The organism is Mycobacterium sp. NPDC050551 (assembly GCF_040674075.1).
GTDB lineage: Bacteria > Actinomycetota > Actinomycetes > Mycobacteriales > Mycobacteriaceae > Mycobacterium.
Genome location: NZ_JBFARC010000008.1, coordinates 311,248 through 330,799, shown reverse-complemented (window position 1 = coordinate 330,799; position 19,552 = coordinate 311,248). Strand labels below are relative to the sequence as shown.

The 19,552-nt window shown below is 68.7% G+C and carries 17 protein-coding genes; 10 read left to right on the top strand and 7 right to left on the bottom strand.

Features of this window, described 5'->3' with window-relative positions; genetic code table 11:
• Positions 1 to 102: 102 nt before the first annotated feature.
• The 5 genes from AB0K11_RS27725 to AB0K11_RS27705 form a co-directional block, all read right to left on the bottom strand.
• Positions 103 to 924: an ATP-binding cassette domain-containing protein gene (locus tag AB0K11_RS27725; protein WP_364984802.1), complete on the bottom strand. Its 822-nt coding sequence runs from the start codon at positions 922 to 924 to the stop codon at positions 103 to 105.
• A gap of 4 nt (positions 925 to 928) precedes the next feature.
• Entirely contained in the window at positions 929 to 1,987 is a 1,059-nt protein-coding gene (locus AB0K11_RS27720) for an ABC transporter permease (RefSeq protein ID WP_364984800.1), read from the bottom strand.
• A gap of 17 nt (positions 1,988 to 2,004) precedes the next feature.
• A complete protein-coding gene (locus tag AB0K11_RS27715) occupies positions 2,005 to 2,994 on the bottom strand; it encodes a substrate-binding domain-containing protein (protein ID WP_364984798.1) in 990 nt (329 codons plus the stop codon).
• A 148-nt stretch (positions 2,995 to 3,142) separates the two neighbouring features.
• A complete protein-coding gene (locus AB0K11_RS27710) occupies positions 3,143 to 4,561 on the bottom strand; it encodes a sugar porter family MFS transporter (protein ID WP_364984796.1) in 1,419 nt (472 codons plus the stop codon).
• Positions 4,562 to 4,589: 28 nt separating this feature from the next.
• Positions 4,590 to 5,594 carry a sugar phosphate isomerase/epimerase gene (locus tag AB0K11_RS27705; RefSeq protein ID WP_364984794.1) on the bottom strand — a complete coding sequence of 335 codons (1,005 nt, stop codon included), beginning with the start codon at positions 5,592 to 5,594 and terminating at the stop codon, positions 4,590 to 4,592.
• 149 nt (positions 5,595 to 5,743) lie between these two features.
• Here AB0K11_RS27705 and AB0K11_RS27700 point away from each other — a divergent pair, with 149 nt between their 5' ends.
• Positions 5,744 to 6,745: a LacI family DNA-binding transcriptional regulator gene (locus AB0K11_RS27700; protein WP_364984840.1), complete on the top strand. Its 1,002-nt coding sequence runs from the start codon at positions 5,744 to 5,746 to the stop codon at positions 6,743 to 6,745.
• A gap of 11 nt (positions 6,746 to 6,756) precedes the next feature.
• Here the strand turns inward: AB0K11_RS27700 and AB0K11_RS27695 are convergent, their stop codons facing one another.
• Complete coding sequence (locus tag AB0K11_RS27695) at positions 6,757 to 7,494, bottom strand: GntR family transcriptional regulator (RefSeq protein WP_364984792.1); 738 nt, start codon at positions 7,492 to 7,494, stop codon at positions 6,757 to 6,759.
• A gap of 148 nt (positions 7,495 to 7,642) precedes the next feature.
• On the opposite strand from AB0K11_RS27695, the gene iolC reads away from it, so the two are divergent.
• The 8 genes from iolC to AB0K11_RS27655 are packed head-to-tail and all read left to right on the top strand — an operon-like array spanning position 7,643 to position 16,659.
• The gene (gene iolC / locus AB0K11_RS27690) at positions 7,643 to 8,614 is read left to right on the top strand and encodes a 5-dehydro-2-deoxygluconokinase (RefSeq protein WP_364984790.1); all 972 of its coding nucleotides are present in this window, start codon (positions 7,643 to 7,645) and stop codon (positions 8,612 to 8,614) included.
• Positions 8,607 to 9,479 (top strand): aldolase, encoded by an 873-nt coding sequence (locus AB0K11_RS27685; RefSeq protein ID WP_364984788.1) that lies wholly within the window; start codon positions 8,607 to 8,609, stop codon positions 9,477 to 9,479. The genes iolC and AB0K11_RS27685 overlap by 8 nt, the downstream gene beginning before the upstream one ends.
• Before the next feature lie 2 nt (positions 9,480 to 9,481).
• Complete coding sequence (gene iolB / locus AB0K11_RS27680; RefSeq protein ID WP_364984838.1) at positions 9,482 to 10,351, top strand: 5-deoxy-glucuronate isomerase; 870 nt, start codon at positions 9,482 to 9,484, stop codon at positions 10,349 to 10,351.
• A 3-nt stretch (positions 10,352 to 10,354) separates the two neighbouring features.
• On the top strand, positions 10,355 to 12,298 hold the full coding sequence (iolD, locus tag AB0K11_RS27675; RefSeq protein WP_364984786.1) for a 3D-(3,5/4)-trihydroxycyclohexane-1,2-dione acylhydrolase (decyclizing): 1,944 nt from the start codon (positions 10,355 to 10,357) through the stop codon (positions 12,296 to 12,298).
• 20 nt (positions 12,299 to 12,318) lie between these two features.
• Positions 12,319 to 13,230: a sugar phosphate isomerase/epimerase gene (locus AB0K11_RS27670; RefSeq protein ID WP_364984784.1), complete on the top strand. Its 912-nt coding sequence runs from the start codon at positions 12,319 to 12,321 to the stop codon at positions 13,228 to 13,230.
• Between the two features lie 12 nt (positions 13,231 to 13,242).
• Entirely contained in the window at positions 13,243 to 14,274 is a 1,032-nt protein-coding gene (locus AB0K11_RS27665) for a Gfo/Idh/MocA family oxidoreductase (RefSeq protein WP_364984782.1), read from the top strand.
• A 1-nt stretch (position 14,275) separates the two neighbouring features.
• Positions 14,276 to 15,157 carry a sugar phosphate isomerase/epimerase family protein gene (locus tag AB0K11_RS27660; RefSeq protein WP_364984780.1) on the top strand — a complete coding sequence of 294 codons (882 nt, stop codon included), beginning with the start codon at positions 14,276 to 14,278 and terminating at the stop codon, positions 15,155 to 15,157.
• Entirely contained in the window at positions 15,154 to 16,659 is a 1,506-nt protein-coding gene (locus tag AB0K11_RS27655) for a CoA-acylating methylmalonate-semialdehyde dehydrogenase (protein ID WP_364984778.1), read from the top strand. Before AB0K11_RS27660 ends, AB0K11_RS27655 begins: the two co-directional genes overlap by 4 nt.
• Before the next feature lie 63 nt (positions 16,660 to 16,722).
• On the opposite strand, the gene AB0K11_RS27650 is transcribed toward AB0K11_RS27655, so the two are convergent.
• Positions 16,723 to 18,282, bottom strand: a complete 1,560-nt coding sequence (locus AB0K11_RS27650; protein ID WP_364984776.1) for a Na+/H+ antiporter — start codon at positions 18,280 to 18,282, stop codon at positions 16,723 to 16,725.
• Positions 18,283 to 18,422: 140 nt separating this feature from the next.
• Here AB0K11_RS27650 and AB0K11_RS27645 point away from each other — a divergent pair, with 140 nt between their 5' ends.
• Entirely contained in the window at positions 18,423 to 19,511 is a 1,089-nt protein-coding gene (locus tag AB0K11_RS27645; protein ID WP_364984774.1) for a YncE family protein, read from the top strand.
• Positions 19,512 to 19,552 lie beyond the last annotated feature (41 nt).

Here is a 19,552-nt window from a genome sequence, read left to right as displayed (position 1 = left end):
ACCCCCCCCCCCCCCGCCCCGCGCGCCCCCCCCCCCCCCCCCCGTGTTTTTTGATCCGGCCGATTTCCTCCCCCCCCCCCCACCCCCCCCGCGCCCGAATCGCTACTTGCCGCCGCGCAACTCGTGGGACAGCGCCTCGAGTTCGTCGCCGCCTGCCATCTCCTGGGTGAGGTGCTCGAGGGTGATGTCGTCGTAGGTGCAGTCGAGTTTCTGGCGGCCCCTGTTGAGCAGCACGAAGTGGTCGCCGACCATGTGCGCGTGATGCGGGTTGTGCGTGATGAACACGACGCCGAAGCCGGCCTCCTTGGCGGCGGTGATGTACTTCAGCACCACCCCGGACTGCTTGACGCCCAGCGCCGCAGTCGGTTCGTCGAGGATCAGCACCCGGGCGCCGAAGAACACCGCGCGCGCGATCGCCACGCACTGCTTCTGTCCGCCCGACAGTGATCCGATCGGCACGTCGACGTCGGGCAGGTCGATGCCCATCTTGGACAGCTCGATGAGCGTGGTTGCCCGCATCGCGTTGGCGTCCAAAGAGTACGGGAACGACGACTTGCGAATTTCCTGTCCCAGGAAGAAGTTCCGCCAGACCGGCATGAGCGGCACGACGGCGAGATTCTGGTAGACCGTCGCGATGCCCTTGCCGAGGGCATCGGCGGGCGACGCGAAGCGGGTGGGCTCGCCGTCGACGAGGAGTTCGCCGTCGGTCTGCTGGTGCAGCCCGGCGATGATCTTGATCAGCGTGGACTTGCCCGCGCCGTTGTCGCCGAGGATGCCGGTGACCTCACCGGCGTGCACCCGCAGGCAGATGCCCTTGAGCGCGGTGATGTTGCCGTAGGACTTTCCGACGTCGCGCAGTTCGACCAGCGGCACCCGGCCGCCGGACGGGACGTCGTGAGCGGGCTTTTCGACTGAGATGGTCATCGGATCACTTCTTCGCTGCGTAGTTGCGGAAGGCATTGTTGGCGATCACCGCGAACAGCAGCATCGCGCCGAGGAAGAACTTGAACCAGTCGGGGTCCCAGCCCGCGTAGACGATGCCCTGGTTCGTCATGCCGAAGATGAACGCGCCGATCGCAGCCCCGATCGCGGTGCCGTAGCCACCGGTGAGCAGGCAGCCGCCGATCACCGCGGCGATGATGTAGAAGAACTCGTTGCCGATGCCCTGACCGGACTGCACGGTGTTGAAGGCGAACAGCAGGTGCATGCCCACGAACCAGGCGCAGAAGCCGACGAACATGAACAGCCCGATCTTGACCTTGGTGACCGGGACACCCACGGCGCGTGCGCTGTCGGCGTCACCACCCACCGCGAAGATCCAGTTGCCGATCTTCGTCTTGAACAACACGTAGGTGGCCACCGCGGTGAACACCAGCCACCAGACCACGGTGATCCGGATGCCGACGCCGAACACGGTGAACGACGACGCGAAGACCTTCTGCGCGGAGTCCCAGCCCTGCATGTCGCTGACGCTCTGCGTGGCCACCTGTCCGGCGACCAGCTTGGTCACCGCGAGGTTGATGCCGGCGAGCATGAAGAACGTGCTCAACGTGATCAGGAAGCTGGGGATCTTCGTCTTCATCACCAGATACCCGTTGAAGAATCCCACGACCAGCGCGAGCACCAGCGCGAGGAGCGCGCCGACCCACAGGTTGAGATGCAGGTTGTAGGCCAGCATCGACGCCGCGAGCGAACTGAAGGTCACCGCAACGCCTGCCGACAGGTCGAACTCGCCGCCGATCATCAGCACCGCGACGCCACACGCCATGATGCCGATCGTGGAGCTGGCGTAGAGCACCGTCGCCAGCGATCCCGCCTCACGGAACGGTGGTGCGACGACCAGGAAGAACACGAAGATGCCGATCGCGCCGATGCCCGCGCCCATCTCCGGACGGATCAGCAACCGCTGCAGCCGGTTCCGCTCCTTGACACGTTCGTCGCGAACGACCTTGTGGTCGGCGATGTCCAGATCTGCCTGTGTGGTCATGTCTTCTGCTCCTGCCGCTACCGAGTGCCGGCCTTGGCCAGCTCGGCCACGGCTTCGATGTTGGACTTGTCGATGAAGGACGGTCCGGTCAGCGTCGGCTCACCGCCGCCGACCAGGTTCTTGTTGTTCAGGAAGAGCCAGAGCCCGTCGATGGCGAGATAGCCCTGCAGGTAGGGCTGCTGGTCCACCGCCCACTGCACGTCGCCCTGGCTGATCGAGTCGACGAGCGCGGCGTTCGTGTCGAAGGTGACGATGTTCGCGTTGCTGCCCGCGTTGGTCTTCGACTGCACGGCGGTCAGGGCGATCGGCGCACCGAGTGCGACGAAGGTGTCGACCGACGGATCCTGCTGCATCTTCGCGGTGATCGTGGCGTCGACGGACGGCATGTCCTTACTGTTGACGTTCAGAATCTCGCTCGGGCCCTTGAAGCCCTGTTTGACCCCGGCGCAACGGGATTCGAGCGCCACCTGGCCCTGCTCCTGGATGATGCAGACGACCTTCTTGGCGCCGTCCTTGGTCAGGCGCTCGCCGGCGGCGATCCCGGCCAGCTTCTCGTCCTGGCCGAAGTACTCCTGGATGCCCATCTGCTTGAAGTTGTCGAAGCCGGAGTTGAACGCCACCACCGGGATGCCCTTGTCGATAGCGGCCTTGATGGCGGGCGCCATGGCGTCCGGCTTGGCGAGCGTGACGGCGATGCCGTCCACGCCACTGTCGATCGCGCTCTGCACCAGGTTCGCCTGGTTCGGCGCCTCCGGGTCGTTCGAATAGCGCAGTTCGATGTTGTCCTTCTTGGCGGCGGTCTCTGCGCCCTTGCGGATCAGGTCCCAGAACGAGTCGCCGGGCACCTCGTGGGTGATCATCGCAATGGTCTTGCGCGGGGTGTCGACGGTGCCGCCGCCGTCCCCGCCGCCGGCCGAATCGGGTTTTCCGCCGGTGGAGGAACACGACGCGAGGGCCAGCGTCAGCACACCCGCCCCCGTGATCGCCGCGAGCCGCTTGAACGCCATTGTCTGTCTCCTCGCTGTCAGTTCGCCGAGGCGCCCCCGAGTGGCGGGCGACACGCCTCGCCGTTGATGTAATACGGCTCACAGCGGAATGTCAATGCTTTGTCCTGACATTAGGACTGCAGGTCAAATGTCGGCGAGCGCTGTGGAGTCAGGCGGGAGACGCCGCCGGCGAAGGCGCGGTGCCGTGCTGCGCCTCGAACCGCTCCTCGAGCTCCTCGAGCGTGGTGCCCTTGGTCTCGGGCACGAACCGCCGGACGAACAGCCACGACCCGACGTTGATCGCGACGAAGAGCAGGAAGGTACCGGTGGAGCCCAGCGTCGAGTTCAGCAGCGGAAAGAGGAACGAGATGATCGCATTGGTGCACCACAGCACGAAAACGGCTATCCCCATGGCGAACCCGCGAATGCTGAGCGGGAAGATCTCCGACAACAGCAACCACACGCAGGTGCCGATGAACATCTGCACGAACCCGACGAACAGCACCATGCAGGCGAGGATGACGTAGCTGCGCGTCGTCGACTCGGACAGCATGAACACCAGTGACAGCGCCAGTTGCGACCCCGCCACACCGGCGAAGCCGACCAACAGCATGGTGCGACGGCCGATGTAGCCCAGCAGCACGATGCCGATGATCGTGGTCACCACAGAAGTGACACCGACGGCGATCGTCGCCACCAGCGACGCACTCACCCCGAGTCCGCTCTCCTCGAGGATCGTCGGCGCGTAGTAGTTGACCGTGTTGATCCCGGTGGCCTGCTGGACGATCGCCAGGCCGCAGCCCACCAGCACCACCCGCCGGATCCACGGCACGTCGCGGATCACGGAGAACGGCGTGCTCTTACTCTTGAGCATGTGCGAGGTGTGCTCCTGGATCAATGCGAACTCGGCGTCGGCCTCCCCTGGGCTGCGGCTCAATCCCAGCACGGTGCGCGCCTCGGACATCCTGCCCTTGAGTCCGTACCAGCGCGGTGAGTCGGGCAGCACCAGCATGCCGAGGAACAGCGCGACGGCCGGCACCGTAGCCACACCGAGCATCAGGCGCCAGACATGCGGGTCGTGAACGAGGTGGTCGAGCAGCGCGTTCGTGGCGAAGGCCAGCATCTGGCCCGTCACGATCATCAGTTCGTTGATCGTGACCATCCGGCCGCGGCGCTCCGCGGGCGCCATCTCGGCCAGGTACAGCGGGCACGTCACCGCTGCCGCCCCGACCCCGAGGCCGAGGACGATCCGGGCAGCCACCATCAGCTGCACATTGGGCGCCAGCGCGCATCCGATGGCGCCGATCAGGAACAGCCCTGCACACACCAGCAGGCTGCGCTTGCGCCCGATGCGGTCGGCGACCCGCCCACCGAACAGCGCGCCGAACGCCGCGCCGGGGAACAGCAGTGAACTCACCACCGTCGCCTCGCCGAACGCGCTGAGGGCCAGGTCGTCCTTCATGTAGAGAAGTGCGCCGGAGATCACCCCGGTGTCGTAACCGAACAGCAGACCGCCGAGGGTGGCGATCACCGTGAGCCTGGTCAGGAATCGCCCCGAAGACCGTTGAGGCGGTGCGGATGTCGTCATGATGGTCAGCTTTCTGAGTGGGTCGTGGTCACACGGGTTGCGGCAGTGCGGCCGCGGCGGCATTGAGTGTCGCCGCGGCGACCTCGAGGCCCTCGTACTGTCCGAGCTCGGCGTCCTCGTGCTCGATGTTGACCGCCATCTGCGGGTCGACGCGCTGGAGTGCGGCCAGGAAATCGGACCAGAACGTCACGTCATGACCGCGGCCGACGGCGACGAAGTCCCAGCTGGCGTTCTCCGGCCAGCGGTTGACGGTGTGCCTGCCGCCGAGGCGGGTCGGGTTCTCCGACAACGGGATTCGGGCGAAGCGGTCGTCCAGCACGCCGTTGACGGCGCAGGCCGGGTTGATCCTGGTGTCCTTGGCCGCGGCGTGCACCACCAGGTCGCCCAGCGCATCGATGGCCGCGACCGGGTCGATGCCCTGCCAGAACAGGTGACTCGGGTCCATCTCCGCCCCGACATGAGTGGCGCCGACCTTCTCTACGAGGCGGAGCAGGGTGGGCGGGTTGAAGACGAGATTCTGCGGGTGCATCTCGATGCAGACCTTGACGTCGTGGTCACGGGCCAGCGCGTCGATCTCCCGCCAGAACGGGACCGCCACGTCGTCCCACTGGTAGTCGAGCGAGTCGAGGTAGCCACTGTCCCACGGGTTGACATGCCATGCGGGCCAGCGCCCGCCGGTGTGGGCGGCCGGCAGGCCGGACATGGTCACCACCCGGTCGACGCCGAGCAGCGCCGCGAGCCGGATGGCCCGCCGCAGGTCCTCGGCATCCTCTGGGCCGACCGCGGGGTCGGCGTGCAGCGGGTTGCCGTTGACGTTCAGCCCGGTGAGCTGCACTCCGGCCTCGGCGAACGGCGCGAGGTACTCGGCGGTCTCGATGCGTCCCTGCGACAAGTCATTCACCGGCAGGTGCGGCGTCGGCAGGAATCCGCCGGCGTTGATCTCGGCGCCGTTCAGGCCGAGGGTGCGAATGGTGGCCAATGCTTCGGGCAGCGGCATGTCATGCAGGACGGCCGTGTAGACGCCGAGTCTCATCTGGCGACTCCTTCGACTAAAGCGCGTTAGTAACGCGCGTTAGGTCTACTATGGGGATCGCCGCCCAACGTGTCAACCGTCACATTCGTCAGGAGGTCTTGGTGTCGACCACACCGCCACCAACGGATCCGCCGTCGAGGCGGCCGACCATGGCCGACGTCGCGACGCGCGCCGGGGTGTCCCGCACCTTGGTCTCGTTCATCCTCGACGGAAAGCCGGGTGCCAGCCAGGAGACTCGCCGCCGGGTACTGGCGGTCGCCGAGGAGATCGGCTACCGGCCGGACTCCGCGGCGCGCCTACTGGCCCGCGGGCGCAGCCGCACGCTGGGGGTACTCATGGACGTCAGCCAGTTGTTCGAGGCCGAGTTGGTGACGGGCATCTATCCGGCCGCGGAAGCCCTCGGATACGACGTCCTGCTGTCGGCCAACCTGCCCGATCGCCACGAGTCGGCGCCCATCGAGGCGTTGCTCAGTCACCGTTGCGGCGGGCTGGTGCTGTTGGGTCCGAAGTCCGGATCGCGCTATCTGACCGAACTCTCCGACCGGGTGCCCGTCGTCGTCGTCGGGCGGCGACTGCCCGCCCGCCCCGAGCGCGCCGAGTCGACGTGTCTGGCCACAGTACGCACCGATGACGCCAGAGGCATTCGTGAGGCGGTGCAGTACCTCGTCGAGTTGGGCCACCGCGAGATCCACCACGTGGACGGCGGCAGCGATCCGGGGTCGGCCGACCGCAGACGGGCCTATCGGGCGGCGATGCGTGCACACGGCATCGCGGCGTCGGCTGCCGTGATCCCGGGAGCGCACCGTGAGGAGGCCGGTGCGGCCGCCGCGCGCGCCATGCTCGAGGCGCCCACGCTGCCCACCGCGGTGATCGCGGGCAACGACCGTTGTGCGCTCGGCCTTCTCGACGTCTTCACCCGCGCCGGCGTCGACATCCCGGGTGACCTCTCGCTCGTCGGCTATGACGACAGCAGGCTGTCGGACAATCCGCGGATCGACCTCACCACGGTGCACCAGGATGCCGGTGAGATGGCCGCGCAAGCGGTCCGTCTCGCGGTGGAGATGGTCGAGCAGCGCAGCGACGGCCTGGCCGACGTGGTGCTCCAGCCGAGCCTCGTCGTCAGAGGCACCACCGCCGGCCCGCGCAGATGAGGGACGCGGTGTCAGCGGTCGACGAGCGTCGTCTCGAAGTAGTAGCGGGAGGCCCGGTAGCAGTGGTCCCCGAACTCGACGGCCTTGCCCGAGTCGTCGAAGGCGGTGCGGGACATCGTCAACAGCGGGGCACCGGCCTTCTCGTCGAGCAGCCGGGCCTCGGTCCTGGTGGCCGGCTTGGCGCCGATGCGTTGACGCGCCAGCCGGATGTGCACGCCGCGGGCGCGCAGGGACTGGTAGAGCCCGTTGGCCTCCAGCTGGTCGGCCTCGGGCGCCAATTCGACGGGCAGGTAATTGGTCATCACCGCCAGCGGTTCTCCGTTGGCGCACCGCAGCCGCTGGATGGTGACGACCTCGTGGTCCTTGGCGAGGTTCAGCTCAGCGGTGATCTGTTCGTCGACGACGCCCGAGTGATATTCGAGCAGCTCGGTGGTGGGTTCCTGACCGGCCCGGACCAGGTCGTCGAACAGGCTGGTGAGCTCCACCCGGCGGTGCACGGGGTTCTGCACCACCTGGGTGCCGACGCCCCGTTTGCGTACCAGCAGGCCCTTGTCGACGAGTTCCTGGATGGCCCGCCGGGTCGTCGGGCGGGACAGCGTGAGGCGACTCGCGAGGGCGAGTTCGTTCTCGAACCGGTCCCCCGGCGCGAGTTCGCCGTCGCGGATGGCGGCTTCGATCGCCTGGGCGAGTTGGTAATAGAGCGGCACAGGGCTGGACCTGTCGAGCTCGATGGCTAGGGGCACGTCCACTCCGATCTCGGGCCTGCCAGAAAAGAGTAGCTGAATCCTAACATCGGCATGACATAAAGTTAGAATGTCAGGACAAACTATTGACAGAGCCGAGTGACGCGAGGCACAGTCGTAGAAACCGACCGCCCCCCGATCCCTGGGAGCCGAATTGACCAGCACCGAACCGTTCGACGTCGTCGCGATCGGGCGCAGCGGCGTCGACGTCTACCCCCTCCAGACGGGCGTCGGCCTGGAGGACGTCGAGACCTTCGGCAAGTTCCTCGGGGGCAGCGCAGCCAACGTCGCCGTTGCTGCCGCCCGGCTCGGGAACCGCACCGCGCTGATCTCCGGGGCGGGTGCGGATCCGTTCGGCCGGTTCGTGCGGGCCGAGCTCGAGCGCCTGGGCGTCGACAACCGATTCGTCTCCGTGCACGACGAATACCCGACGCCGGTGACGTTCTGCGAGATCTTCCCGCCCGACCACTTCCCGCTGTACTTCTACCGCAAGCCGTCGGCTCCCGACCTGCAGATCCGTGCCGACGAGCTCGATGCCGACGCGATCAGGGCCGCCCGGCTGTACTGGTCGACGGTGACCGGCCTCTCCGAGGAGCCCAGTCGTGGTGCGCATTTCGCGGCCTGGGAAGCTCGCGGCAGGAGCCCGTTGACCGTCCTGGATCTCGACTACCGGCCGATGTTCTGGGAGTCGCCTGCCGCCGCGACCGAACAGGTGCAGCGCGCCCTGCCGCACGTCACGGTCGCCGTGGGCAACCGCGAGGAGTGCGAGATCGCAGTCGGTGAGTCGAATCCGCGCAAGGCCGCCGATGCGCTGCTCGATCTGGGCGTCGAGCTCGCCATCGTCAAGCAGGGCCCGCGCGGCGTGCTCGGCAAGACCCGCCACAGCTCGGTCACCGTGCCCCCCAACGATGTCGACGTCGTGAACGGCCTTGGCGCCGGAGATGCGTTCGGCGGCAGCCTCATCCACGGCCTGCTGCACGGCTGGCCGCTGGAGAAGACGCTGCGCTACGCCAACGCCGCAGGTGCCATCGTGGCGACCCGCCTCGAGTGCTCGACCGCCATGCCCACCACGGCCGAGGTGGCGGCGCTGGCAGAGCAGACCGCCGTGGAGGCCGTCAATGTCTAGCCTCACCTACGCCGACGTCACCGAGATCCGGGCCGCCGATCCCGGCGCGGTCGCCAGGGCATGGGCGGCCCGCGCCACCCGCCCCACCGTCCGTGGCGACGGCCGCCTGATGATCGTGGCCGCCGACCACCCGGCGCGCGGCGCGCTCGCCGTCGGATCGCGTGTCACGGCGATGAACAGCCGCGTCGACCTGCTCGACCGGCTGCGGGCCGCACTCTCCGACCCCGGTGTCGACGGCGTGCTCGCCACCGCCGACATCCTCGACGATCTGGTACTGCTCGGCGCGCTGGAGGACAAGGCGGTGTTCTCGTCCTTCAACCGCGGCGGGCTGGCCGGCGCCGCATTCGAGCTCGACGACCGCATGACCGGCGCCACCGCCGCCTCCACCGCCGCGGCGCGGATGAACGGCGGAAAGATGCTGTGCCGCATCGACCTCGACGACCCCGGCACCGTGTCGACCATGGTGGCCTGCGCGCAGGCGGTCGACGAACTCGCCGCGCACGGCCTCATCGCCATGGTGGAACCGTTCATGTCGGCCCGGGTCGCAGGCAAGGTCCGCAACGACCTGTCCCCCGACGCGGTGATCAAGTCGATCCACATCGCGCAGGGCTTGGGCTCCACCTCGGCCTACACCTGGATGAAGCTCCCCGTCGTCGACGAGATGGACCGCGTCATGGAGGCCACGACGATGCCGACGCTGCTCCTCGGCGGCGATCCGACCGATCCCGACGAGGCGTTCGCCAGCTGGGAGAAGGCGCTCGCACTGCCCGCGGTGCGCGGCCTCATCGTCGGCCGCACCCTGCTGTATCCCCCCGACGACGACGTCCGTACGGCCGTCGCCACCGCCGTGTCGATGGTGAGGTGACGATGCACAGCAAGCTCTACATCCCGGCCCGCAGCGCGACGCCGCCCTACACGGTCGACGTGACCCCGGAGTCGGCGGGCTGGACCGAGTCCTCGCTGCAGATCGTCGAACTCGGCGACGTCGCGCACCTGGAACTCGCCACCGGTGACACCGAGGTGATGATCCTGCCGCTCGCAGGCAGCGGCAATGTCGAATGTGGCGGCCAGAGCTTCGAACTCGCCCCGCGGGCATCGGTGTTCGACGGTCCGTCCGACATGGTCTATCTCGGCGTCGACCAGGCGTACGTGCTCTCCGGCACGGGCCGGTTCGCGATCTGCGGAGCGCGGGCCACCCGGTCGTTCCCGAACAGGCGGGTGGCAGCGGCGGACGTGTCGGTGGAACTGCGGGGTGCGGGCAACTGCAGCAGGCAGGTGCACAACTTCGGCACCGCGGACGTCTTCGAGGCCGACTCGCTGATCGCCTGCGAGGTCATCACCCCCGGCGGCAACTGGTCGAGTTACCCCGCGCACAAGCACGACGAGAACACGCCGATCCAGAGTGAACTCGAGGAGATCTACTACTTCGAGATCGCCGCCGGGCCTGACGGTTCGCGCGGATTCGGCTACCACCGGGTGTACGGCACCCCGGACCGCCCGATCGAGGTGCTCGAGGAGGTCCGCACCGGCGATGTCGTGCTGGTGCCGCACGGGTACCACGGCCCGTCGGTCGCCGCGCCGGGCTACCACATGTACTACCTGAACGTGATGGCCGGACCGGGCGAGGAACGCGCCTGGAAGATCGTCGACGACCCCGAACACACGTGGCTGCGCGGCACCTGGGACGACCAGGCCGTCGACCCCCGACTTCCCCTGCACGACCCGAGAGGACAGTGACCCGTGGTCTCCACCGCACCGAAGCGGGCCGAGAAGACGCCCGACACCGAGCAGACCGTCCGACTGACGGTGGCGCAGGCCACCATCCGGTTCCTGGGCAATCAGTACGTCGAGCGTGACGGCGAACGCACCAAGTTCTTCGCCGGCTGCTTCGGCATCTTCGGCCACGGCAATGTCGCGGGGCTGGGCCAGGCGCTGCTCGAGTACGAGGTGACCGCGCACGAGGCCGGTACCGCGCCGCGGCTGCCCTACGTGCTCGGCCGCAACGAGCAGGCCATGGTGCACAGCGCGGTCGCCTACGCGCGGCAGAAGGACCGGCTGCAGACCTGGGCGGTCACCGCGAGCGTCGGCCCCGGTGCCACGAACATGCTGACCGGTGCGGCGCTGGCCACCATCAACCGGCTGCCCGTGCTGCTGCTGCCGGCCGACACGTTCGCGACCCGCGCCAGCGCTCCGGTGCTGCAGGAACTCGAACTGCCCTCCAGCGGCGACGTCACCGTCAACGACGCCTTCAAACCGCTGTCGCGGTACTTCGACCGGGTGTGGCGGCCCGAGCAGTTACCCGCCGCGCTGCTGGGCGCGATGCGGGTGCTCACCGACCCCGTCGAGACCGGCGCGGCGACCGTCGCCATTCCGCAGGACGTGCAGGCCGAGGCGTTCGACTGGCCGGAATCACTGTTCGCCGAACGCACCTGGCACGTGGCGCGGCCGCTGCCCGAACGCTCGGTGATCGAGCGAGCCGCCGAGGTCATCCGCTCTGCACACACGCCGCTGATCGTCGCCGGCGGCGGCGTCGTCTACTCGGGTGCCACCGAAGCGCTCGCGCAGTTCTGCGCGCAGACCGGCATCCCGGTCGGGATGAGCCAGGCCGGCAAGGGTGCGCTGCCCTACGACCACCCGCAGTGCATGGGCGCGATCGGGTCGACCGGCACCACGGCGGCCAACGCCCTGGCCACCGAGGCCGACGTCGTCATCGGGATCGGTACCCGCTACAGCGATTTCACCTCCGCGTCACGGACTGCGTTCAACAACCCCGACGTGCGGTTCGTCAACATCAACGTGGCGTCGCTCGACTCGGTCAAGCAGGGCGGCATCAGCGTCGTCGCCGACGCCCGCGAGGCGCTCGAGGCGCTCGCCGCGGTGCTCGACGGCCACACGGTGAGCGGCGAGTACCGTGACCGCGCCGCCGCCCTGGCCGCTGAATGGGACGACACCGTGTCGGTTGCGTACGCGGTGGAAGACGGTGTGGCCCTGAACCAGAACCAGGTGATCGGGCTGGCCAACACCCTCAGCGACCCCCGCGACGTCGTGGTGTGCGCCGCCGGGTCGATGCCCGGCGATCTGCACAAGCTGTGGCGGGTCCGGGATCCCAAGGGCTATCACGTCGAGTACGGCTACTCCTGCATGGGCTACGAGGTCGCGGGCGGCCTCGGCGTGCGGATGGCCGACGAGACCCGCGACGTGTTCGTCATGGTCGGCGACGGCTCCTACCTGATGATGGCCACCGAGCTGGTCACCGCCGTGCAGGAGGGCATCAAGGTGATCGTCGTGCTCGTCCAGAACCACGGCTTCGCCTCCATCGGGTCGCTCTCGGAGGCGCTCGGCTCCCAGCGGTTCGGCACCGCCTACCGCTTCCGTGGCCGCGACGGCCGGCTCGACGGCGACAAGTTGCCGGTCGACCTCGCCGCCAACGCCGCCAGCCTCGGCGCCGAGGTGATCAAGGTCAGCACCGCGGCCGAGTTCGGTGACGCCGTCAAGGTGGCCAAGGCCGGCGACCGCACCACGGTCATCCACGTCGAGACCGACCCGATGATCCCCGCACCGGACAGCGAATCCTGGTGGGACGTACCGGTGAGTGAGGTCTCCTCACTCGAGTCGACGCAAGCCGCCTACCGCACCTACGCCGACTGGAAGACGATTCAGCGGCCCCACCTCCGCCCCTCCTGAGCACCGAAGGACAAAGCACCGTGAGCACCATTCTCGTCGGCAGCGCCCCCGACTCCTGGGGAGTCTGGTTCCCCGCCGACCCGCAGCAGACGCCCTACACCCGCTTCCTCGACGAGGTCGCGGCGTCGGGCTACGAGTGGATCGAACTCGGTCCGTTCGGATACCTGCCCACCGAACCCGCCCTGCTCGCCGACGAACTCGCCAAGCGCAATCTCAAGCTGTCGGCAGGCACGGTGTTCGAGCATCTGCACCAAGATGGCGAGGATTCGTGGTCCGCGGTGTGGTCACAGGTCGAGGACGTCGCCAAGCTGACCGCCGCGGTCGGCGGCAAGCACGTGGTGGTCATCCCCGAGATGTGGCGCGACCCCGCCACCGGTGAGGTGCTGGAGGACCGCAATCTCACCGCCGAGCAGTGGCGCAAGAAGACCGGGGGCATGAACGAACTCGGCCGGGCGATGTTCGAGAAGTACGGTGTGCGTGCGCAATACCACCCGCATGCCGACAGCCACGTCGACACCGAGGAGAACGTCTACCGGTTCCTCGACGGCACCGACGGCGAGTTCGTGAACCTGTGCCTGGACACCGGACACATCAGCTACTGCGGTGGCGACAACATCGCCATCATCCGCCGGGCCCCCGAGCGGATCGGCTACCTGCACCTCAAACAGGTCGATCCCGCGGTTGTCGCGAAGGTCGAAGCCGAGGACCTCCCGTTCGGTGAGGCGGTCAGGCTCGGCGCGATGATCGAACCGCCGCTGGGCGTCCCGGAGATGCCACCGCTGCTCGCGGAGATCGAACGGCTCGGCATCGACGTCTTCGCCATCGTCGAGCAGGACATGTACCCGTGCGAGGTCGACGCCCCGCTGCCCATCGCCCAGCGCACCCGGTCGTATCTGGGCTCGTGTGGCGTCCCGTCCATCCGCTTCAAGTAGGAAGTAAAAGCCATGTCTGACTTGCGTGTAGCCGTTCTCGGTGTGGGCATCATGGGCGCCGACCACGTCGCCCGCCTCAGCACCCGGATCTCCGGAGCCCGGGTGGCAGTGGTCAACGACTACGTCACCGAGAAGGCCGAACAGATCGCCGCGGCCATCCCCGGATGCCGCGCGGTCGTGGACCCACTCGACGCCATCGCCGATCCCGACGTCGACGCCGTCGTGCTCGCCACCCCGGGCCCGACCCACGAGAAGCAGCTGTTGGCCTGCCTCGAGCACGGCAAGCCCGTGCTCTGCGAGAAGCCGCTGACCACCGACGTGGAGACCGCCCTCGGTGTCGTCAAACGCGAAGCCGAGCTCGGTCGCCGGCTCATACAGGTCGGCTTCATGCGCCGATTCGACCACGAGTACGCCCAACTGAAGGCGCTGCTGGACGGGGGCGAGCTGGGCCGCGCGCTGGTGCTGCACTGCGCGCACCGCAACCCCGCCGTGCCACCGACGTTCGACAGCGCGATGGTGGTCAGGGACTCGCTGGTGCACGAGGTCGACGTCACCCGTTTCCTCTTCGACGAGGAGATCACCTCGATCCAGATCATCAAACCTGCCGCCAATCCCGGTGCACCACAGGGACTCGCCGATCCGCAGATCGCGATCATGCGGACGGCGTCGGGAAAGCACGTCGACGTCGAACTGTTCGTCACCACCGGCGTCGCCTACGAGGTGCGCACCGAGGTGGTGGCCGAGAAGGGCAGCGCGATGATCGGTCTGGACGTCGGACTGGTCCGCAAGCGCGGCGACGGCACATGGGGCGGGCAGATCACACCGGGATTCCGGGAGCGGTTCGGCCAGGCCTACGACACCGAGTTCCAGCGCTGGGTGGACGCGGTGGCGGCCGGGGCCACCACCGGTGACTTCACCGACGGCCCCACCGCGTGGGACGGCTACGCCGCCGCCGCCGTGTGCGAGGCCGGCGTGGAGTCACTGAACAGCGGTCTGCCCGTCGAGGTGTCGATGGTCGACCGCGCGTCGGTACCGGGAGCCTGACGTGAAGATCGCCCTCGACCCCACGCCGTTCCACCACGACCACGACCTGCTCGAGTTCCCGGCCCTGGTCGCCGAACTCGGCTACGAACACCTGCAGCTCACCCCGCACCGCGACTTCATCCCGTTCTTCAACCACCCGCGCGCCGACGACGACCTGGTGGCGAAGTTCCGCAAGGCGTGCGCCGACGCGGGCGTCGGTATCGCGTCGGTGCTGCCGGTGCTGCGGTGGTCGGGCCCCGACGAGGATGCCCGTGAAGCGGCGGTGCGCAACTGGAAGCGGGTCGTCCAGATCACCGTCGACCTCGGAGTGAACGTCATCAACACCGAGTTCTCCGGCCGCCCCGAGAAGGCGGAGGAATCGGAGCGGGCGTTCTTCCGGTCGATGGAGGAACTGGTGCCGATCTTCGAGCGCGAGGGCATCGACGTCCGGATCGACCCGCACCCCGACGATTTCGTCGAGAACGGCCTCGAGGCGGTGCGCATCATTCGCGGCGTCAACTCGCCCAACATCGGCATGGTATTCGTGGCCTGCCATACGTTCCATATGGGCTCCGACATGTCCGCCATCATGCGCGCCGCCGGTGACAAACTGCGCCTGGTGCACGTCGCCGACACCATGGACCACCACCGCAGCCACGGCCTGCGCTACATCACCAATCCGCCGGGCAACGCGGCCCGGGTGCACCAGCACCTCAAGATCGGCGACGGCGACGTCGACTGGGACGAATTCTTCGGCGGCCTCGCCGAACTCGGCTTCTACGACCGCGATGACACCGTGATGGTGTCGTCGGTGTTCGCCGAGGACGAGACCGCCCACGACGTGTCCCGCTACCAACTGAAGACCATGACCGAGTACGTCTCGAAATACGGAGCCCGACCATGAGCAGCACCATCACCCACTGGATGAACAACGCGCCGTTCACCGGCACCGGCACCGGGACGGCCCCGGTGACCAACCCGGCCACCGGTCAGGTCACCGGCGAGGTCGCCCTGGCCGGCGTCGAGGACGCCCGCGCGGTGATCGACGCCGCTGCAGCGGCGTTCCCGGCGTGGCGGGACACCTCGCTGGCCAAGCGCACCGCGATCCTGTTCAATTTCCGCGAACTGCTCAACACCCGCAAGGGTGAGCTCGCCGAGATCATCACCGCCGAGCACGGCAAGGTGGTCTCCGACGCGCTCGGCGAGGTCAGCCGAGGCCAGGAGGTCGTCGAGTTCGCCTGCGGCATACCGCACCTGCTGAAGGGCGGGTTCACCGAGAACGCGTCGACCAAGGTCGACGTCTACTCGATCCGCCAGCCGCTCGGCGTCGTCGGCGTCATCAGCCCGTTCAACTTCCCGGCCATGGTGCCGATGTGGTTCTTCCCGATCGCCATCGCCACGGGCAACACCGTGGTACTCAAGCCCTCGGAGAAGGACCCGTCCGCGGCGCTGTGGATCGCCGCCCTGTGGGCAGAGGCCGGACTGCCCGACGGGGTGTTCAACGTGCTACAGGGCGACAAGACCGCCGTCGACGAACTGCTCACCAACCCGAAGGTGAAGTCGGTGTCCTTCGTCGGGTCGACCCCCATCGCCCAGTACGTGTACTCGACGGGCACCGCCGCGGGCAAGCGGGTGCAGGCCCTCGGCGGCGCCAAGAACCACGCCGTGATCCTGCCCGACGCCGATCTCGACCTGGCCGCCGACGCGATGGTCAACGCCGGCTTCGGCTCCGCCGGTGAGCGGTGCATGGCCATCAGCGCGTGCGTGGCCGTCGGCCCCATCGCCGACGACCTCGTGGCAAAGATCGCCGAGCGCACCACGCCGTTGAAGATCGGCGACGGCACCAAGGATTCGGACATGGGGCCGCTGGTCACCAAGGTCCACCGCGACAAGGTGGCGTCCTACATCGACGCCGGCGAAGCCGACGGCGCCAAGATCGTGGTCGACGGCCGCACCGTGCTGAGCGAGACAGGCGCTGAGCGGGATTCAGCGGGATTCTGGCTCGGGCCCACCCTGATCGATCACGTCACCCCGGAGATGAGCGTCTACACCGACGAGATCTTCGGCCCCGTGCTGTCGGTGCTGCGGGTCGAGTCCTACGACGAGGCACTGGGTCTCATCAACTCCAACCCCTACGGCAACGGCACCGCGATCTTCACCAACGACGGCGGCGCCGCGCGGCGGTTCCAGAACGAGGTCGAGGTCGGCATGGTCGGCATCAACGTGCCCATCCCGGTGCCGATGGCCTACTACAGCTTCGGCGGCTGGAAGGCCTCGCTGTTCGGCGACTCCCACGCCCACGGCATGGACGGCGTGCAGTTCTTCACCCGCCAGAAGGCCATCACCAGCCGCTGGCTCGACCCCAGCCACGGCGGCATCGAACTGGGCTTCCCGCAGAATCAGTGATTTGTGGATTCCCAGCCGCGCTCACCGCGGCGAGGACTCCACAAATCGCAAGGTCCCCGGCGCTCAGTTGGAGGTGCCGCGGGCGTCGAGGCGGCGCAACACTCGATCGACGATCGTGGGGTCGGTGCCCGACTTCGCGCGGGCGCCCACGACCGCGTCGCGGGCGGCTTCGAGCACCTCCTCCTTGAGCGCGTTCACGGTGCACGCGTCATGGACGTGCACCGTGTCCTGCCGGTCGGCTTCGTCCCTGGTCAACCCGAGCGAATGCCACATCCGGGTGGCGTTCTCGCTCGCCTCGTCGATCACCTCCGAGTCGACGTCGCCCCGGTCGCGGACCTCGTCGAGCCGGCGGAATCCCGCGTCTCGGGCCCGCTGCAGCAGCTCCTGTTCCTCGGCGTCCTGTTCGTCGCCCGACACGGTGACACCGAGGACGCGGACCAGCACCGGCAGGGTGAGGCCCTGGGCCAGCATGGTGCCGATGATCACCACGAAGGCGATGAAGATCAGCCGCTCGCGCTCCGGGAAGCCGGGCGGCAGTGCCAGCACCGCCGCAAGGGTGACCACGCCGCGCATGCCCGCCCACGACGCCACCGTCATCTCCCGCCAGCCGACGGGTTCTGGTCTGTCGCGGCGTCGCCGCATGATCTTCTCGTCGATCGAGGCGACGGAAAAGATCCACAGGAACCGCACCACCACGACCACCGCGGTGATCAGCAGCGCCTGACCGATCAGCGTGCCGAGCGACCCGGAGACCTGCTCGGCGACGGCCCGCAGTTCCAGGCCGACGAACGCGAATGCCGCCCCCGTGACCAGTAATTCGATGATCTCCCACGTCGTCCCGGACACCAGGCGGGTCTGCGCGGACTCCTGGTCGGCATAGCGGCTCAGCGCCAGCGCGATGGTGACCACCGCGAGCACCCCGCTGCCGTGCGCCGCGTCGGCGGCCACGTACGCCGCGAAGGGCATGACCAGAACGAGTGCGCTGCCCGCGGGATGGGCGGGCAGCTTCTTGAGCAGCCAGCGCGTCGCGACGGCGATCGCGAGTCCCACGGCGATCCCGATGGCCACCGCGGCGCCGAGCGTGGCACCGGCATGCCACGGCACGAACGCCCCCGTCACCGTGGACGCGACAGCCACCTCGTAGAGGACCAGCGACGTCGCGTCGTTGGACAGGCCCTCGCCCTCCAGGATGGTGCGCAACCGGCGGGGCAGCTTCAGCTTGTGCGCCACCGCGGTCGCGGCGACAGGGTCGGGCGGCGCGACCGCGGCGCCCAGCGCGATCGCGGCGATCAACGGCAGCCCGGGCACCACCGCCTGCAGCACCACGCCGACCGCGCACGCGGTGATCCCGACCAGCGCGATGGCGAGCAGACCGATGGCGCGACGGTTGTCCAGGAACTGCCGCCACGAGGTGCGGCGGGCCGCGGCGAACAGCAGCGGCGGCAGGACCAGCGGCAGGATCAGCTCCGGGTTCACCGTCGGCGGCGGCAGTCCCGGCACGTAGGCCAGGGCGAGGCCGAAGATCAGCAGCACGACGGGGTAGGGCAGGTTGATGCGCTCGGCGAGCGGAGCCAGCAGCACGGTGGCCGCCGCCAGCCCGAGCAGCAGCGTCAGGCCGGCCATCGGCGCCGGCCTCGGTGGGGTGTCGGTGTCATGTCGACGTGCACATTCCCCATTCCCCGTCCCGGGAACCCCTGGTGGCGGAATTCTTACGATCCGGGGTGGGCCGTCTCGGCGCGGGCCGCCGGGGTTATCCGACCGTCATGACGCTGCGCCCGCTCCTGCTCACCGTGGTGCTGATCCTCTCCGGCTGCGGCGGTGAGGCCGCGGAGCAGTCCCCCGCCGGCGAGCCCTCGACGAGCGCGGCGACGACGACCACGGGCCTGTTGCCCTCCGGCGTACCGACCGAGGGCAGCCGTCCGCCGGCCGGCGAACTGCCCCCGCCGGCCGAGCCACAGCAGGCGCCGCCGCAGACCGCACCGGTGCCCGGCCGCACGGTGGCGGTCGGCACCGCACCCGAAGGTGTCGTCGTCGATGCGCAGACGCGCATCGTCGCGGTGGCCACCCGCAGACCCGACGCGCTGGTGTTGCTCGACGCCGACAGCGGCGACGTCGTCGCGCGGACACCGCTGCCGGGTTTCGTGCGCCACCTGCAGCTCGCCAAGCCCGGCGGACCGGTCCTGGTGCCCGTCGAGAGTGCCGACGCGCTGATCCGGGTCGAGCTGCCCGGCGGCCGCGCCGAATCGCAGGTGATCACCGGGACGGTTCCGCACGACGCCGCACAGGCACCCAACGGCACGGTGTTCGTCGCCAACGAACTGGGCGGCACCGTCGCCGCCGTGCGTGGCGACGACGTCGTCAAGGTCTTCACCGACAGCGTCCAGCCGGCCGGGCTGGCGCCGGTCGGCGCCTCGATGGGCCTGCTCGACGTGCGCAAGAACGACCTGACCGTCTACGACAGCGACCGGCTGAGCATCGTCGGGTCCACACCGGCAGGCGAGGGTCCGACGCACCTGGTCGCCGACCGGCACGGCCGGATGATCGCCACCGACACCCGCGGTGACGCGGTGCGCGTGTTCGAGCCGCGGCCGACACCTCGCGAGGTCGCCTCGGTGCCCCAGGCCGGCGGTCCCTACGGCATCGCCTACGACTCGACACGCGACCGGCTGTGGGTCGCGTCGTCGGGCACCAACGAGGTGGTCGGCTACGACATGTCCGCGGCGCAGCCACGCGAGATCAGGCGGCTGCCCACGGTGCAGAACCCGTACACCGTCGGTGTCGACGCGACGACCGGCCGGGTGTTCGTCGCCGGGGTGACCGGCGGGGTGGTGCAGACCATCGACCCCGCGTGAGCGTGGCCGCCGAGTGTGAGGGCTGCGGTTACCAGGGCCCG